General features: G+C 65.3%; 15 protein-coding genes. 9 read left to right on the top strand and 6 right to left on the bottom strand.

Going from position 1 to position 17,051, the window contains the following annotated elements:
• Window positions 1-58: 58 nt before the first annotated feature.
• From IT350_15010 to IT350_14990, 5 genes are all read right to left on the bottom strand, one after another.
• Window positions 59-1,474 carry a radical SAM protein gene (locus IT350_15010; protein ID MCC6159358.1) on the bottom strand — a complete coding sequence of 472 codons (1,416 nt, stop codon included), beginning with the start codon at window positions 1,472-1,474 and terminating at the stop codon, window positions 59-61.
• A 128-nt stretch (window positions 1,475-1,602) separates the two neighbouring features.
• Complete coding sequence (locus IT350_15005; GenBank protein MCC6159357.1) at window positions 1,603-2,286, bottom strand: glycosyltransferase family 2 protein; 684 nt, start codon at window positions 2,284-2,286, stop codon at window positions 1,603-1,605.
• Window positions 2,283-3,977 carry a tetratricopeptide repeat protein gene (locus IT350_15000; protein MCC6159356.1) on the bottom strand — a complete coding sequence of 565 codons (1,695 nt, stop codon included), beginning with the start codon at window positions 3,975-3,977 and terminating at the stop codon, window positions 2,283-2,285. Before IT350_15000 ends, IT350_15005 begins: the two co-directional genes overlap by 4 nt.
• The gene (locus IT350_14995) at window positions 3,974-5,872 is read right to left on the bottom strand and encodes a DUF2723 domain-containing protein (GenBank protein ID MCC6159355.1); all 1,899 of its coding nucleotides are present in this window, start codon (window positions 5,870-5,872) and stop codon (window positions 3,974-3,976) included. Before IT350_14995 ends, IT350_15000 begins: the two co-directional genes overlap by 4 nt.
• Complete coding sequence (locus IT350_14990; protein ID MCC6159354.1) at window positions 5,872-7,977, bottom strand: hypothetical protein; 2,106 nt, start codon at window positions 7,975-7,977, stop codon at window positions 5,872-5,874. The genes IT350_14995 and IT350_14990 overlap by 1 nt, the downstream gene beginning before the upstream one ends.
• Before the next feature lie 85 nt (window positions 7,978-8,062).
• Between IT350_14990 and IT350_14985 the strand changes: the two genes are divergently transcribed.
• Window positions 8,063-9,751, top strand: coding sequence for a hypothetical protein (locus tag IT350_14985; protein ID MCC6159353.1), 1,689 nt, complete (start codon window positions 8,063-8,065; stop codon window positions 9,749-9,751).
• Here the strand turns inward: IT350_14985 and IT350_14980 are convergent.
• A complete protein-coding gene (locus IT350_14980; protein MCC6159352.1) occupies window positions 9,655-10,623 on the bottom strand; it encodes a flippase-like domain-containing protein in 969 nt (322 codons plus the stop codon). The genes IT350_14985 and IT350_14980 overlap by 97 nt on opposite strands.
• Window positions 10,624-10,720: 97 nt before the next feature.
• On the opposite strand from IT350_14980, the gene IT350_14975 reads away from it, so the two are divergent.
• From IT350_14975 to IT350_14940, 8 genes are all read left to right on the top strand, one after another.
• Window positions 10,721-11,509 (top strand): RNA methyltransferase, encoded by a 789-nt coding sequence (locus IT350_14975; GenBank protein ID MCC6159351.1) that lies wholly within the window; start codon window positions 10,721-10,723, stop codon window positions 11,507-11,509.
• Window positions 11,472-12,290 carry an MBL fold metallo-hydrolase gene (locus IT350_14970; protein MCC6159350.1) on the top strand — a complete coding sequence of 273 codons (819 nt, stop codon included), beginning with the start codon at window positions 11,472-11,474 and terminating at the stop codon, window positions 12,288-12,290. The genes IT350_14975 and IT350_14970 overlap by 38 nt, the downstream gene beginning before the upstream one ends.
• A 15-nt stretch (window positions 12,291-12,305) precedes the next feature.
• Window positions 12,306-13,067, top strand: coding sequence for a HAMP domain-containing histidine kinase (locus tag IT350_14965; protein ID MCC6159349.1), 762 nt, complete (start codon window positions 12,306-12,308; stop codon window positions 13,065-13,067).
• A gap of 95 nt (window positions 13,068-13,162) precedes the next feature.
• Window positions 13,163-13,468, top strand: coding sequence for an exodeoxyribonuclease VII small subunit (xseB, locus tag IT350_14960; GenBank protein ID MCC6159348.1), 306 nt, complete (start codon window positions 13,163-13,165; stop codon window positions 13,466-13,468).
• Window positions 13,469-13,521: 53 nt separating this feature from the next.
• Window positions 13,522-15,408, top strand: a complete 1,887-nt coding sequence (locus IT350_14955; protein MCC6159347.1) for a 1-deoxy-D-xylulose-5-phosphate synthase — start codon at window positions 13,522-13,524, stop codon at window positions 15,406-15,408.
• Between the two features lie 21 nt (window positions 15,409-15,429).
• Entirely contained in the window at window positions 15,430-16,188 is a 759-nt protein-coding gene (locus IT350_14950; GenBank protein MCC6159346.1) for a TlyA family RNA methyltransferase, read from the top strand.
• Between the two features lie 57 nt (window positions 16,189-16,245).
• Entirely contained in the window at window positions 16,246-16,668 is a 423-nt protein-coding gene (locus IT350_14945; GenBank protein MCC6159345.1) for an RDD family protein, read from the top strand.
• Between the two features lie 204 nt (window positions 16,669-16,872).
• The coding region (locus IT350_14940) for a hypothetical protein (protein MCC6159344.1) at window positions 16,873-17,051 on the top strand (179 nt) is incomplete at its 3' end.

The raw sequence follows: 17,051 nt of genomic DNA, 5'->3' as shown, positions 1-17,051 counted from the left end.
GTCACAGCGCCATGGACCGAACAACACGCGCCCGCGGTGGAAGGCGCGCGCGTCCGGTTCAGGTCGTCGCGGGCTGCTGGGCGGGCTCGTGACCCGGCAGGGTCTTTTCCTGATTGATGGCGTGGATGACGAGGCGCTTGATCGGCGTGCCCATGCGCAGAATGTAACGCGGATTTTTGCGCAGGATGAAGCTCGCGAGTTGCCACGCGGTGTAGGGCCGCGTGTAGAACTTGCGGAAGCCCGTGGCGCAGGCCATTTCGACTTCCTGCGGCGTCAGGACCGTGCACGGCCCGGCGCCGTATTGCTTTTCCAGCGCCGTCCCCGGGATCACGTAGAGCGGATGAAAGTCGGCAAGATGCGGCCGGTGCTTCAGGCACCAGGCGATGCTTGTCTTCACGGTGTCGTGCGTTTCGCCGGGGAGACCGAAAATCCACGTCACGATCGACAGGATGTCGTGCCGGCGGCAAAGCGCGATGGCTTCGGCGAGCTCCCCGGGTTCCTTGGGCGACCTCTGGATCGCCTTGAGGATGCCGGGGTCCGACGACTGTGCACCGTAGCTGATACAGTTGCAGCCCGCGCGCGCCATGAGTTCCATGATCTCGGCGCGCCGCCGGCCGAAGCTGAGCGGATGGATGATGCACATCCATTTGAAGGTGAGCCCGCGTTCGATCTTCTTGCGACAGAACTCGATCGCCCACTCGTTTTCGAGGCCCCAAACGTCATCGACGAACGTGAAGTAGGCGTCGGGCCAGTTGGCCTGCTCGTGCGCCATCTCGTCGAGCACGTTGTCGGGCGAGCGGAAGCGGACCTTGTGCTCCCACACTTGGTGGGCGTAGCAAAACGTGCACTTGTACGGACAGCCGCGCGAGGCGATCAGGCTGATGTAGGTGCCCGTCACCGCCGGGTTCACGGGCTCGCCGAAGAGCGGAACGAATTCCCGGGGCCGCCACGGAAACGGGACGGCGTCGAGGTCCTCGATGAAACCCGCATCGGCCGTTTCGACGATCTCCCCTGCGGCGTTGTGATAGAGAATCCCGAGGATCTCGCCGAGCTCGCCGTCACCGTGAAGTGCCCGCAGGATCGGCACGAATCGCGCTTCCGCCTCGCCCACGCACACGCAGTCCGCGCCCGCCTCCATGAATTCGCGCCCGCGAACGCCGCCGGGACCGCCAATCAACGTCTTTGCGCCCGTGTGTTCGCGCACGGCGGCGATGATGCGGCAGACGTCGTCCTTCGTGGAGCTGTTCGCGTGGAGTGCGACGGTGGTGTACGCGCCGGCCTTGAGTTCCTCGACCACGTCCCGCAGAGCCAGCCTCTTAGCGACCATGTCCATGTAAGTGAACTCGATCCCTGCTTTGCGCAGGATAGCCATCAGGTAGCCGAGTCCGAGCGAGGGACGGCGCACGTTGGCTTCGTATGCCTTCACGCGTTCCCATTCGATGTCCATGGAGGGGAACAAGATCAACACACGCACGTGCGAAACCTCCGGGCCGAAGCGACCAGGTTGATAAACATATCAGGATTTATCGCACGAAGCGAGTCGCCGCCGATGTAAGAATAGCCGCTTTATCGCGCGGTTGCGTGCCGAATACGGCGGGGCGATCAGTCGATGAACCGGTACTTGATGAGCGTCCACACCGCGCCGAAGCCGTCCTTCCACGTGATCTTCTTCCCCTCGACGTAGTCGCGCCCGGCATAGCTGACCGGGACCTCGAACACGCGGCAGCCGCTCTTGAAGACCTTGGCGGTGATCTCGGGCTCGAACTCGAAACGGTTCGAGCGGATGTGAATCGACTTGAAAACCTCGGAACGGAACGCCTTGTAGCAGGTCTCCATGTCCGTGAGCATCGTGTTGTAGAGGACGTTCGTCACGAACGTGAGGAAGCGATTGCCGAGGTAGTGCCAGAACAGGAACGCGCGGTGACGCCCGAGAAACCGGGACCCGTACACCACGTCCGCGCGCTTCTCGATGATTGGCTCCAGCAGCGTCTCGAAGTCGCGTGGGTCATACTCGAGGTCGGCGTCCTGAATGACCGTGATGTCTCCCGCGATGTGCGCCTGGCCCGTGCGAATCGCCGCGCCCTTGCCTTGATTGCGCGCGTGATAGACGACCTTGACGCCGGGGAGCCCTTCGATACGTTCGCGAAGAATGTCGCGCGTACCGTCGGTGCTGCCGTCGTCCACGATGATGAGTTCCTTGTCGCGCGGAATGGCGAGCACCTGCCCGACGATCTCCTCGATCGTGGTGCGTTCGTTGAACACGGGCATGATGACGGAGAGCTTCATGGGGTCCGGTCCAGATTGATTCGTGCCAGCAGTTCGACCGCCGCGTTCGCCGTTTTCTTCGGCCCTCGCGGCGAACGTGCGGCAGCTTCGAGGGCGTTCCGGGCGTCTTCCAAGCGGCCTTGACGCCACGCACTATAGCCAAGGACATATGGCCCCACAAGCGAATCGGGGTCGATTTCGACGAGGCGGCGGGCGCATTCGGCGGCGGGATCGAACCGGTCGCTCATCGCGAGCGCCTGACACAATCCCTCCAGCGGCCCTCGCGCTCCGGGGGCCATCTCATTGGCCTTTTGATACACCTCGATAGCGCCCTCCACGTCTCCCCGACGAACGAGGCAATCACCGAAGCCGACGAGCGGCTCGTGGCGGAAGGGATCGAGGGCGATCGCGCGGGGATACAGTTCGCAGGCGTCGTCCGGCCGACCGGCATCCTTCAGGGCGTTGGCATGGTTCAGCACGGTAATCGCCGCGCGGTCGTCCTTCGAGTACGCGTCGGCCCACAGGCGAGACTCGTCGGCCCACACGTATCCGCGATGCGCCGAAGCCAGTGCCATCGCGACGAGTCCGGTGACGACGAGGATATTCGCGAGCGTGCGCGCCGGCGATGCGACATCGTGCCGCCCGCGATCGTAAGCCCATCCGGCCAAGAGCGCCGCGCCCGCCAGCGGCGAATAGAAATAGCGCTCGGCCATGACCGTGTCGGTCGGGATGATCTGCGCGAAAGGGGCGAAGGCCACGACGGCCCAGAGAATGGCGAAGGCCGGTAACCCACGCCGCTCGCGACCGCGCCAGATGGCCCGCATGAGAATCGCCCACGCGGGAATGGCGGCAAACAGCAGCGCGTGCGGCGCGGATTCGACCGTGAATCCGTATGCGGGCCGGAGTGAGAAAGGAAACGCGATCTTGAGCGCGCCGTACCACCAAGCGATGGCGCCTGCCGAAAGTCGCTCGAAAATGCCGGGAACAGGCGCGATGCCGGTGCGCGCGATCTGACCGAGAACGAGCGTACGCGCGACGAGGTAGCCGACGGTCACGACGAACGCGACGATAGCGGCCAGGGACACATGCCTTCCGGGTGCATCGCGTCCCACGGTCCACCACCACGCCAGGAACAGCGCGAAAATCGTCACGCATTCCTCGCTGCCGAGCAGGCCCGCCGCCAGCGCCAAAGCACCAAACCCCCATGCCCGGCGTGAGCCGTACCGGGCGTATCGGATGAGACCGAAAAGACCGGCGTAGCCGAGCGCGAGCCCGACGAGATCGAAAGCGGCGGTCGTATTCGCGACGCGGTCGGCGTGGACGGGGTGCAGCGCGAAGACGAGTCCCGCGAGCAGCGCCGCGCCCGCGCCCAGGCCCGACTCGATCGCGATCGCCGCGATCAGGATGCAGCACAGCGCATGCAACGCGATCGCGACAACGCGGTAAGGGACCGGATCGAGGCCGAACCCCGCGTGCATCAGCGTGTAGGCCACGGAGCGCACGGGGCGATAGAGCAAATGCTGGTCGGCGATGAAAAACGACCCGATGTTGGCGAGATCGCGTTGGGTGGTTTCGCCGACAATGAAGGGAATGTCGTCAAAGAAAAACGGACGTTGCAGCGTCGTCGCATACGTCGCGAAGCACACGCAGAGGATGACGAACGCGCCGACGATCGCCGGGTTCGACCTCTTCGGGCGCGTGTCCGTGGTCACGGCTGAGCTCCGTGCGCGCCGGCGCGCAGCACGGCCTGAACCTTCGCGTCCTCGCCGAATTGTTCCATCAAGTCGTCAGCCAGTGAGTTGGATTCGTCGATCCGCCCCATGTCGAGCAGCGTCACGTACACGGTGAGTGCCGCACGCGCGTCATCGGGCAGCGCGGCGACCGCGATTCGCGCGGCGGCCAGGGCGGTGTCGGGATCACCCGCGCGGCGGGCGGACTGCGTGCGGAGCAACTGATGATGGACCACATTGTCCAGCAACGACCGCGTGTGGTGATCGCGGGGAATCGCGGGATCGACATAGGCCGACATCGGCAATCGACGCCAGATCGTGTCGTCGCATGGACCGCCGTCGATGCGGAAACCGAGTCCGCACGGCTCGATCAGGCCGCGTGCGTTCCAGTCAGTCCAAATGTCCGCCTCGACCGGATCGGAGGTCGTGGAAAACTGCGAGTAGACGGGGACACCGGCTTCCCGAAGGTTCTCGACGGTCGAGTAGAACACGGGGAATGGCACGGTACGGTAGGCCGCACGCAGAAGGTCGGTTCCGAAGGGCAGGGCGAGCGCGACCTCGGCCTGAATCCAGTCGGTATCGAAGCCCGAGCGAGGGAGGAGGACGACATCCTGTCGGTATCGCTCGACGCGCTGGTAGAACCAGAGGGGAAAAACGTTGTTGTCGCCGCCCACGGCGAGCGCGTAGCCGTGTTCGGGCCAGGCGAGCGAAGCTTTGGCGAAGTCTTCGCCGACACGATGGCGGGAGGCATTCACCGCGGGAAAATTCACCGCGATGGGGTAGACTGCCGCGAGCGCCGCGAGAGTGAGCGCGAAAACCGGTCGCGATCGGGCGAAGATCTCCCGCAAACCGAAGGCCGCGGCGACTACGACCATGAGCGTACAGCAGGTTGTGTAGCGCAGCACCTGATGGAATTCGTCTTGGCCGATGTAGTTCACGCGCAGCGCGATCGTCGCGAGCACGACGCCGACGAGCCCGGCGAGCAGGGCGCGGTCGGATTTCGCGAGGCGGGTCGCGCCGATGATGCCGAGCGCAAAGACCGGTGCGCCCACCTCCGTGACCAGACTGCGAAGAATCATCCCCGCCATGCGCAGCTTCGGCGTCCAATCGGGTGACATCATCTTATGCGCGTACTGCTGTTGCGTCAGCGCGGCGAAAAAGCGCTCGGCGTTATACGGGTCGCCCCAATTCAGCACGGGCCCGGCCATCGCTCGCAGCGGCAGGTAAGCGTAAACGGACAACCCGACGACGCCGAGGGCGAGCATGGTTGCCGCATCCCGCGGGCGTAGCCTTCGCCAATTGGCGACAAGGATCGCCGCGGGCGCGACTCCGGCCGCGAGCACGATCTGATGATTTCCAAGTCCCAGCGCCCCGGCGAACGCGATGAGGAACAGCTCGCGGCGATCGCCGGTCACCCGCCAGCGCAGCGCCCGCCACAGCATGAACGCGGCGAAGGCGGCGTTCAGCGGATAGGCGCGAATTTTGAGGCTTTCCTCCATCACCGTGTGCGCCGCGCCGAAGGCGACCGCGAGCGCGAACGACCCTGCGGGTCGCGCGCCGAGATCGGACAGAAGCAGAAACACGAGCCAGCACGCCAGCGCGCCGCACAGCGCGGAATACAGATTCGCGCGGAACGCGAGCGATCCGATCGGCGCGCGCGACAGCGCGAATCCCGCCTGCGTCATGACGGGATAGCCAGGAACGTGGGGAACCGAGAGCGTGGCCGTGGCGGTGGCGAGCTCGCCCGAGTCGCCGAGGTGGATGGTGGGGCAAAGCCCCGCGAGGTAGAGCGCGAACGGGACCAGAAACGCCGCCGCCGCGAGAGCCCGGCGCGTTCGCGCGTTCGCGAAAGGATGCGCTTTCCGCCGCGTATGCATCAAGACGATCCACGCACCCGATAGAGTTCGTATCGTTCGCTCACGAGCACCGGTTCGAAGACATCCGGCCGCTCGCGGGCCCAGCTTCGTTCGACGGGGAATCCCTGCTCGTCGTATCCGAGATACGCGCGTTCCTCAAGGCCGAGCGGTTCGATGAACAGCCACCTCGCTCCGGAACGCCGCAGGGCGGCAAGCCAACCGACGCGATCCGGCGACGAATAGCGCCATGCGGCTTTGTCTCGATCGTGGTTCGGCCCGATCGCGCGCACCACGTCGTGGAACGCGAGGTCGTCGCGACCATCCACCGGAATCCACGTCACGCGGGTGCGTCCGTTGCGTCCCGCGAGATGCAATGGTCGATTGCGTCCTGCATACGCCACGCACTCCGGATTCTCCGCCCAAATGCGCGCGTAGGCGTCGAGCGGCAACTCGCGCAGCGAGGACATCGGGACTCGCACGGCGCCTCCCGCAACCGCGATAAAAACGATTCCGGCCGCGAGGGCGACCAGGCGCGCGCCGATCATGGACACCTGCGGCATGCGTGAATACGGCGCCGCGAAAATCGCCGCGACAAAACACGCCCACGCGGCGGTCAGCGCGAGGATGGAATCGACGCGAAAATGGCCGGCGAAGACAACCGGCGTGTTCCACATCGTCGTCGCGGTTTCAGGCCAGAACGACTGTGCCATCACGGCGGCGATCACCAGGAGTCCGAATGGCACCGCTCGGCGGGTGTTCGCCGAGAACGCCGTCGGCACGAAGGCGAGCGCCGCGACCCAGATCAGAAAACGGTTCTGCGAGCTGTAAGGGACGGCGATGAAATGCCAGATGAACGCGGCGGGAATCGCAAGAACAACGACGAGCCACGTTTGAGAACTTCGCGCGGCCGAAATTGTGCGTACCCAGCACGCAATGGCGAGGAAGAACAATGGATATCCGAACGTGTGCGCCGCGACGACGAGCGCCGCGCCGACGTTGGGAACGTGAAAGATGCTGCGCGCCATCGCGTCACGGGTGTAAGCCCCCCCGAAAAATTCGATACCCACGATGTCGACGTGCGCGGGAAAGAGCGGGTTTCCGGCGACGATCCAATTACGAATGTACCAAGGAGCGCCGAGCGCCAGCGCGGCGACGGCGAAGTTCGCGATGTCCGCCGCGCACGGTTTCCTGGGACCATTCCATGCAACGATGGCGCCCAGCACAATCGGCAGGCACGCGAGACCGACGAACTTCGTTCCGACCACGAGGCCGATCGACATGCCGCACAGCAGCGCCGAGCCGGATGATCGCAAAAGCGCGTACCGCGCACCGAAGGCGATCGCGGCGACGAGGCAGGCGCTGAAAATCAGGTCGACGCCCGGCGTCGCGCTTTGCCACACGACCCACGGCATGAGGATCGCGAGCGCGGCGGGGCGCGCGGTGTGATCGCGAGTTCCGGTCAGCGTCTCGGCCAGCAGGGCGACCGACGCGGCAAGAAGCGCGGCGAAGGGGAGTTGTCCGAACCTCGCGAGTGCGTCGAAGCCCGCAAACGCAAACCGCGCCGCGGGCCAGGACCCTTCGCGCCAGGGAGCCATCAGCCACGCGAACCATAGGCTGCCGTTCGCGGGTGCGTATTCGGGCGCGGCGTCGCCGAACGGCGTTTCGATGAGAAATATTCGTCCCGCGTTCAGCCACTGCACCGGAAAGTGCAAATGATAGGTCAGCGCGTCGTAATCGAAAGCCGGGTGCGGCATCGAGGCGAAAAACGCGCCGGCAATCGCTGTCACGCCCGTCGCGAGGAGCATGGCGTCGCCGATCGGGATCCCTCTTGCGGTCGGACTGTCGTTTGAATCCGGAGTCGGCTGCGTGGGGGCGAACCGACGCAACGCCAGCGCGATGCACGCCGACGAGATCGAAGTGGCTTGCAGGGCGGCGTAGGTGAGCAGGCCCGCGAAGCCGAGCACTCCCGCCCCGGCCACCGCGAGCGCGTGGAACACGACCATCGCGGCGGTGGCGCGTTCGACGGGCGATGCCCGGCGAGTCGCGCGTCGCGCGAATTCGTGTGCGGCCCACGCGAGCGGCGCGATGAGCGCGAGCGATTTTGCCAAAGCCAGGAGTGACGGCACGGCGCGATATTGACATCTGGGCGCGGCGTTAAACAAGCGGCGCGGCTGTGCTAAGTTCCGACCTGCTCCTCATACGGCGGGCGGCGTGAAACGGGCCGACATCCTCCTCTTCGCGTTCATTGCGATTCTGCTGGTTTTGCCGGCGAATCGCTCCGTGGGCGTCAACGTCATGTCGCGTTACGCCGCGGCGCTGCGCGTCGTCGAGGCGGGCACGCTCGACCTCGGCCCCTACGCCGCGAAGACGACCGATCTCGCGGTCGCGGACGGCAAGGCGTACACGGACAAAGCGCCGGGCCTGAGCCTGATGCTCGTGCCCTTCGTCGCGCTTGCGCGTCTTGTCACGCACGATTTCTGGTGGGGGCTTCACCTCGCGCGTACGATTTCGCTCTCGCTCGCAACGTGGCTGTCCGCGTGGTTTTGGAATCGCCGCCTCGCCCGCGCGGGCATGAGCGACTTCGATCGCCGCTTGTGCGTGACCGTCTTCACCATCGGCACCACCGCGTGGCCATACTTCACCATGCTCTACGGCCACGGTCCGAGCGCTCTGTTCGTTTTCTGGGCCACGGTCTTCTTTCTCGATTATCGCCGGGACGACCGCCTCGCATCGCTCGTGGCGTCCGGGATTTGCTACGGCCTTGCGATCTGCGTGGAGTATCCCACGGCGGTAATGGGCGCGTGCGCGGGCGTGTATCTCATGACGTTTGAGCGACGCTTGCCGCGCATCGCCCTCTTCGCCGTGTTCGGAGCATTGGTCCCCGCCGCAATCATCCTGAACTTCAACGCGGCCCTGTTCGGCGATCCGCTGACATTCGGCTATCACCTCGAGCACTCCGATTTCTATCGCGAAAAGATGTCGCAGGGGCTCTTCGGGATCGGAATGCCGAGCTTTTCGACGGCGTTTCTGCTCGTGTTCTCGCCCGCCAAGGGGCTGCTGTTCTGGAGCCCGGTCGCCGCGTTGGGATTCGCGGGCGCGCTGCGTGCCGTGAAAACTCATCGTGGCCCCGCGCTGTTTCTCGCGGGGATGACGCTCGCGTATGTCGTCGTGCTGTCCGGCTACTTCGAGGCGTCGGGTAGCGCCTGCCTCGGTCCGCGTCATTTGACGCCGCTCGTCGCGCCGCTCGCTCTCGGTCTGGCACTCGGGCTTCCGAGCCTTGGCGCACGCTTTCGGGGTGTCGCGCTGGCGGCGGGCATGGTCTCCACGCTGCTGCTGGCCGTCGGCATCGCGACGTGGACGCAGGTTTTCGAGCAGATTCGAAATCCACTTTGGGAGTTCTCTCTGCCGCTGCTGTTCAACGGCGTGGGAGCCGGGAACACGCTTGGGCTGCCGGACCCGTGGGCGTCCGCCATCCTCATTCTCTCCGGCGTGGCGGTCTGGACCATCGTGGGTTGCTCGCCGTCCGTTCCGATCCGAAACGCGACGGCGTACGCGACGTCCTTGTTCATCGCGTTCTACCTGGGGCTTGCGCCGTCGTTACCTCCGACCGAATCCGGCGTCCTCGCGCAAAGCTGGGGCAACTATTGGTCGCTCGCGGGCGATGATCGCCGCGCCGTGAGCGCGTACGAACAGGCGATGCAGATCCGCGACGATCCGTACATTCCCTATTACTTGGGTCTCGCGTACGCGCGGCTCGGCGAGCGGGAACGAACCGAGTGGCTGTTCGAAACGCTCGAGCGCGATTACCCCGGCTTTTTGTCCGAGCGCACTTCGGAGCGCCAGAGCCAGGCGGCGATGACAAACGCGACCGACTCGCAAACCGTGAACCAAATGCGCTGAACGATGGCGAGCATGCCCGCGGGACCCGCGCCGATCGCGGGGCCGAGCAGGGCGGTCACCGCGCCCTCGCGCACGCCGAGCCCCGCCGGGGTGACGAGCGTGTAGAACGCGAAGAGGTACGAGAAGACGTACGATGACGCCACCCGCCAGGCGATGTCCACGTCGGTGGGCGCGACGGCGGCCCAAAGCGCGACGACCGCGCCGACGTGAAACACCCAGCCGAGAATCCCCCAGGCAAACACCTCGCAAAACCCGCGTATTCCCACGTCGAAACGGACCTGCGAGAGCCGCCAATGCGCGGGAAGCCTCTTCGCGATCCGGTCGGCGAAGCGTCCGGAGAGCAGCAGCCCGGCGAGGACGGAAAATCCGCCTGCCAGTGCGGCCAGGGCTATTGCGACCTCGTCCGAAGCGTACGCGCACCCGGCCGCGACGACGAGCCCGGCCGCCGTGCCCGCGATGATCTGCGTGACGCTCGCCGTCAGAGCCGTCGACGCGGCGAAGCCCATGCGGCGCGCGGCCTCGGCCTGCCCGACGAACTGCCAGACTCGTCCGGGCAGGTACCTGGCAAGTTGCGCCGAGTAGATGATCGCGAACGCCTGCGCGAGGCGAATCGGCCGATGATCGAGCGCCACAAAGACCGGACGCCAGCTCCGCGCGGCCACCGCGAAATTCGCGAAGACCAGCACGAACGATGCGGCCAGCCACGCGGGGCGAATCCGCCATTCGAGATGGGCCACCTGCCGCCATCCGCTCAGAATCTGATCCCCGACGAAGACGAAGCAGGCCAGCGCGAGCGCGATGCCCAGGGCGCGCCTCCATGGCGGGCTTCGGCGCGGCTGTGTGGCGATTTCGGACGGTGTCTCGGGAGACATGCAAGGGTTTTGCGCGAACTGTTCCGCAATTGCAATTCGCCCCCAAGCCGATAATATCCGCGCACCGAGTCCGTTTTCTCCCGACTTCCGAGCGGTGATGTCCGACCCCCACAAATTTCTTGAGCGCGTCGCGATCTGTTTGGTGGAACCGTTGCAGCCCGGAAACATCGGCTCCGTCGCGCGCGCGATGAAAAACATGGGGTTATCGTCGCTGCGTCTCGTGAATCCGCCGGATCTGAACGATCTGGACTGCCGTAAGATGTCGGTCGGCGCGTGGGATCTGGTTGAAAACGCGCGGGTTTTCAAGAGTTTGCGAGAAGCCATCGAGCCTTTTCACGTGCGCGTCTCGACGACGCGGCGGCTCGGCGCGCGAAGAACGATGGATTTCACGCCCCGCACGTTCGGAGAGCATCTGGCGCGAAATCTCGGCGAGGACCAATCCGCCGTCGTGGTCTTCGGTCGCGAAGACAAGGGGCTGAACACCGACGAGCTGGAACTCGCGCCGATGATCCTGACGATTCCGTCGGATTCGGAGTACGAGTCGCTCAATGTCGCGCAGGCCGTGATGGTCGTCGCATACGAGCTGCGTATCGCGCAGGTGGGAGACCCGAATCCGGAACCGCGCCGGATCGCGGATTCCGGGCAGATCGAGGGCTTCTTCGACCAATTCCTGCCGCTCATGACCGAGTGCGGGTTTCTGGCGAAGAAGGATCCGCAGCACGTGGTGATCGCGATTCGGAAAATGCTGCACAAGGCCGATCCGGATCATCGCGAGATCAAGATTCTTCGCGGAATGTGCGCGGATATGGAGTGGTATCTCAATCACGTCGCCAAGGTGGGGAAACGGGATGGTCAGCGTACGTTGGACGGGCGCGGCGGGGCTTGAATTCACGCACGACGGGCGCACCTGGCTGATCGACCCGTACTATACGCGGTCGGGCAAGGGCGATGTGCTGTTCGGTCGTCTCACGCCGGACGTCGCCACGATCAAGCGCCGCTTGCGCGAATTGCCGGGCGAGCTCTCGGCCGTGATCGCGGGGCACTCCCATTTCGATCACATCGCCGACATTCCGACGATCGCGGGTGACTTCGACGGCCCGATCCTCGGCAATTCGAGTCTCGAAACCGCGATGAAGATCCACGAGCGACCGGGACGGGTGCGCGCGTGCACCGGGCGCGAGCGCGTGGACCTGCCGGGCGGTGCGGTGCTGACGATGATCCCGTCGCGCCACGGCAAGGTGATCCTGGGCCGAGTGCCGTATCCGGGAGAGATCGACCCCCATACGCCGCGTCCGTTTCGCGCCAAGGATTACCGGCATGGGCAGGTCTTTTCGCCGCATCTGGAGGTGGGCGGCGTGCGTTTCGTGCAGATCGGCAGCGCCGACGTGATCGACGAAGAACTCGCTCCGCATCCGGCCGATGTCGTGTTTCTGTGCGTTCCGGGCTGGAAATACTGCCCGGATTACGCCGCTCGCGTGATCCGAAACCTGCGGCCCAAGGTTGTCATTCCGTTCCATTTCGACGACTTCACCAAGCCTTTCGACGCCGACGGGCGCGCGCCGTCCCTGCCGTTTCAGGGCATCGACGCGTTCATCGCGAAATTGCGCGCCGAGGCGCAGGGTCTTGAAATTCGCGTCATCCACACGTATGAAACGCTCCGTTTCTGAGGTGGAATTTATCCCGTGACGACCAAACGACATTTGCACGCGCTCGACGCGCCGCCCGACGACGCGGCCCGGTTCAGCGAGCTCGTCTCGATGCTCACGCACGAGATGAAAACGCCGCTCGCGTCGATCTGCGCGAGCAGCGAGGGGTTGCTGTCCGACCTTGCGCTGTCTCCGGAGCAAAAACACCGGTTTCTCGAGATCATTCACGAAGAAGCACGACGGCTTACGCGCATGGTGCGGGATCTGGGTTTCGCGTCGCGAGACGCGGGCGGCGATCCGCTGGCCATCGAGCGCCGGGTGTTCGATCTCGAGGCCGTCGTGCGCGACAGCGTGATGGTGTTCGAGCCGTTGACGAACGAGCTGGACGTCAAGATCGAGTGCGTGCTCTTGGGCCGCGATCCGCGCCTGCGCCGGTGCACGGGCGATCCCGACCGCGTGAAACAGGTGATGGAAAACCTGATCGGCAACGCGCTCAAATACGCGCCGGCGGGCTCGACCGTCACGGTGCGCGCCGACACCTTCAACATGAGCGTCGAGCGCGTGGCGCGGCCGGTTGCCCGGGTGACGATCAGTGACCGTGGACCGGGGATCGATCCGAAGCACCATCTGACGATTTTCGAGAAGTACCGTCGGGTGACGCGCGAGGGCTACAGAAAGGATGGATTGGGCCTCGGGCTCTACATCAGCAAACGGATCGTCGAGGCGCACGGCGGGTCGATCTGGGCCGGCAACGGCCCCGAGGGCGGCGCGGTGTTCACCTGGACGCTGCCGCTCTAGTCGGTGAGCGAGTTTGCGGGCGCGCGCCCGCGTGTTGACCGTCCGCCCGTCCGGCGTCGATAATACTCGCCTTGTAGGAAAGCGGTGCGTGGAATTTGGCCGGAAAATCCAAATCGAAGGACAGCTTCGGTGCGCGCCTCGCGCGGCTGGAGCAGATCGTCGAGCGGCTGGAGAGCGAAGAAATCGATCTCGAGGACGCGCTGACAGCTTTCGAGGAAGGCGTGAAGCTCTCGCGCGAGCTGACCGTGTCGCTCACCTCCGCGTCGCGCCGGGTCGAACTGCTGCTTCGCCAGGAAAACGGCGAGTTTGCGCTTGCACCCTTCGATCCCGGTCTCGATGAGGTCGGAGATGAGAAGGACAAAGAGGCGGACGATGCGGACGTCGAGTCCGATGAATTGTGATGACATGCTCATGATGCGTGACATGCGCGTGACGATCGGTTGACGAGCCCCAAATGCCCAAACCGCCATTCCTCCCGGACATCCACTCCCCGGCCGATCTGCGCCGGCTGGACCTCGCGGATCTGACGCAGGTCTGCAAGGAGGTCCGCGACGCGATCGTGCAGACCATCCCGCGGGTGGGCGGGCACTTCGCCAGCAACCTCGGATCGGTCGAGCTCGCCGTCGCGCTGCACTACGTCTTCGAGACGCCGAACGACATCCTGCTCTGGGACGTCGGCCATCAGGCGTATCCGCACAAGATCCTCACCGGGCGTCTCGATCGCCTCCACACGATCCGCCAGACCGACGGCCTGTCCGGTTTTCCCCATTACGAGGAATCGATCCACGACCCGTTCTTGACGGGCCACGCGGGCACGAGCATTTCGAGCGCGACGGGCATGAGCGAGGCGATCGCTCTTTCCGGCGAAAAGCGCCGCGTGGTGGCGATCATCGGCGACGGGTCCATGACGGCGGGCCTCGCCTTCGAGGGGCTCAACCACGCGGGGCAGTCGGAGTCGAGCCCGATCATCGTGCTCAACGACAACGAGATGAGCATCGACCCCAACGTCGGCGCGCTCTCGCGCTTCATGTCGCGCGCGCTGGTCGGCAAACGCACGCAGGCCATCCGCGGCGCGGTGCGCACGTTCTTCACGGCGATGGGACCGATGGGCGAAGACGTGCTGCACGTGCTCAAGCGCGTCGAGGAAAGCGCGCTGGGCGTCGTCACGCCGGGGTATTTGTTCGAAGCGCTCGGCTTCACCTACGTCGGCCCGCTGGACGGGCACGACGTGCTCGCGCTCGTCGACGCGTTCCGCGACATCCGCGACGCCAAGGGCCCGCTCATCATTCATTGCCTGACGGTCAAGGGCAAAGGCTACGCGCCGGCGGAGAAAGACCCGCTCAAGTATCACGGTGTCGGCAAGTTCGACCCCGCCGTGGGCATCGTGAAGGACCCGAACGCGAAACCGACGCCGCCGTCGTACTCTGACGTCTTCGGCCAGACGCTGATCGACATGGCGAAGATGGACACCTCCGTCGTGGCGGTGTCGCCGGCGATGATGTCGGGCTCCGGGCTGATCCCGTTTTACAAGGCGTTCCCCGATCGCTGTTACGACGTGGGCATCGCCGAGCAGCACGCGGTCACGTTCTCGGCGGGCCTGTGCAAGATGAACCTCAAACCCGTGGCGGCGATCTATTCGACGTTTTTGCAGCGCGGATACGATCAGGTCGTTCACGATGTCGTGCTGCAAAAGCTCCCCGTGGTGTTTTGCCTCGACCGCGCGGGGCTCGTCGGAGCCGACGGCCCGACGCACCACGGCGTCTTCGACATCGCCTATCTGCGCCACCTGCCCGGCATGCACCTGATGGCGCCCAAGGACGAGGGCGAACTGCGACAGATGCTCTATTCGGCCCTGCAATACCGCGTCACCGTCGCCATTCGCTATCCGCGCGGCAACGGATTCGGCGTGCCGATGGATGCGCCCTACGAGGTGTTGCCGATGGGCAAGGGCGAGTTGCTGCGCCCGGGGAGCGACCTCGTCATCGTCGCCTACGGTTCGCGCGTGTACCCGGCCATGTCCGCGGCGAAGATGCTCGCCGAATCGGGGATCGACGCGGCCGTCATCAACGCGCGGTTCGCGAAACCGCTCGACGTCGATCTCATCGCCGAATGGGCGAGCGCCACCGGCCGCGTGGTCACCGCGGAAGAGGGCACGCGCCTCGGCGGATTCGGTTCCGCCGTGCTCGAAGCCCTCTCAGATCGCGGTCTGACGAACGTGCGCACCGCCGTCGTCGGCCTGCCCGACGTGTTCATCGAACACGGCACGCAGGAAGCCCTCTATCATCGCTACGGCATCGACGACCACGGCATCGCCGACGCCGCGCGACGCCTGATGGGCTGAGGGCGCAACCGCCGCGCCGCCATGCCGTCTGATCCGAAAATCCGCCTCGACAGAATCCTCGCCGAGCGCGGCCTCGCGCCCAGTCGCGAACGCGCGCAGGCGCTCGTTATGGCCGGGCTCGTCGACGTCAACGGCGTGCGCGAGGACAAACCCGGGAAGCTCATCACGCCCGACGCGCGCGTCGAGGTGCGCGGCGCGGACCATCCCTACGTGTCGCGCGGCGGCGTCAAGCTCGCGGGCGCGCTCGAAGCGCTCGGCGTCGATCCGGCGGGACTGCGTTGTTTGGATGTCGGCCAATCGACCGGCGGGTTCACCGACTGCCTGCTCCAGCGCGGCGCGGCGCACGTGGTCGGCGTCGATGTCGGTTACGGGCAGCTCGATTGGAAGCTGCGCGCCGATCCGCGCGTCACGGTCATCGAACGCACCAACGCGCGCGCCATCACGCCCGAAGTCGTCGGCGATCCGGTCGATCTCGCGGTGATCGACGTGAGTTTCATCTCGCTGCGGCTGATCCTGCCCGCAGTCGCGGCGTGCGTGAAAACCGGCGGACGCATCCTCGCGATGGTCAAGCCGCAGTTCGAGGTCGGCCGCGAGCGCGTGGGCGCGGGCGGCGTGGTGCGCGACGAATCGGCGCGCCGCGAGGCGATCGACGCGGTGAGAGCGTTCGGCCGCGACACGCTCGGCTTCGAACTCGCGGGCGAGGCGGACAGCCCCATCGAGGGCCCGAGCGGCAACCGCGAGACCTTCGTGCTCTTCGTCCTGTGCGCTTCCCGTTCTTGAATTCGCCCGCGTCCCCGACTAACATCGCGCCACTGCATTTCGAAGAGGGAGAGCGGCATGGCGGCGACGGCGGGAATCGGCAAACGATTCGTGGCACTGCTCATCGACGGGATCATCATCGGTCTGGTGCGCCGGATCGTCCTGGTGCCGATCTTCGGCAAGCGCATCTTCCTCATCGTCCTCGGCGTCAACATCCTCTACTGGGGGTTGATGGAATCGTCGAAATACCGCGCGACGCTCGGCAAGATGGTCATGGGCCTCTACGTCGGCGACACGGACGGCAAGCCGCTCTCCGTCGGCGCGGCGTTCATCCGCGCGGGCGGCAAGGCGTTTTCCACCGTCATCTTCGGTATCGGCTTCGTCGTCGCCTTCTTCACGCAGAACAAGCAGGCCCTGCACGACCTCATCGCCAAGACGATGGTCTACGACAAGAAGGAAGAAATCGCGCCCGCGCCCGCCGCGACGCCGCAGGGGGAGTGACGCGCGCAACGATCGCACTCGCCTCCGGACGCCGCCCCGTTATTCGTCAGGGACGTTCCGCTCTCGCCACGACGGACGCGTGGCTGGATCGTGAAAATTATGGGATTTTCAGATATCAGTGATAAATCTTACAGCCCGCAATTTCAAACAAGCGTAACAGCTAATTATTACATTTAATGACCGTTGGGCTAGCAGGGAAATGACATGCGTGGAAAAACCAACCTTGCCGTCCTCGTCCTGATCGCCCTCGCGGCGTTCCCCGCCTGCGACTGCTCGTCGTCCGATTCGGCGGGCGATGCGAAGTCGGATGACGACGCAACGCCCGACGACGATTCCCTGAACGACGATCTCGACGACGACGCCGGCACCACGACCACGACGTC

Source organism: Deltaproteobacteria bacterium (genome assembly GCA_020845895.1).
Taxonomy (GTDB): Bacteria; Lernaellota; Lernaellaia; order JACKCT01; family JACKCT01; genus JADLEX01.
This window is presented reverse-complemented; position numbering and strand designations above follow the sequence as displayed.

Excerpts from the sequence above, each read along its gene's own strand:
- IT350_15005 (MCC6159357.1), bottom strand. The coding sequence starts at position 2,286 with ATGAAGCTCTCCGTCATCATGCCCGTGTTCAACGAACGCACCACGATC.
- IT350_14995 (MCC6159355.1), bottom strand. The coding sequence starts at position 5,872 with ATGCATACGCGGCGGAAAGCGCATCCTTTCGCGAACGCGCGAACGCGC.
- IT350_14980 (MCC6159352.1), bottom strand. The coding sequence starts at position 10,623 with ATGTCTCCCGAGACACCGTCCGAAATCGCCACACAGCCGCGCCGAAGC.
- IT350_14975 (MCC6159351.1), top strand. The coding sequence starts at position 10,721 with ATGTCCGACCCCCACAAATTTCTTGAGCGCGTCGCGATCTGTTTGGTG.
- IT350_14970 (MCC6159350.1), top strand. The coding sequence starts at position 11,472 with ATGGTCAGCGTACGTTGGACGGGCGCGGCGGGGCTTGAATTCACGCAC.
- IT350_14955 (MCC6159347.1), top strand. The coding sequence starts at position 13,522 with ATGCCCAAACCGCCATTCCTCCCGGACATCCACTCCCCGGCCGATCTG.
- IT350_14950 (MCC6159346.1), top strand. The coding sequence starts at position 15,430 with ATGCCGTCTGATCCGAAAATCCGCCTCGACAGAATCCTCGCCGAGCGC.
- IT350_14945 (MCC6159345.1), top strand. The coding sequence starts at position 16,246 with ATGGCGGCGACGGCGGGAATCGGCAAACGATTCGTGGCACTGCTCATC.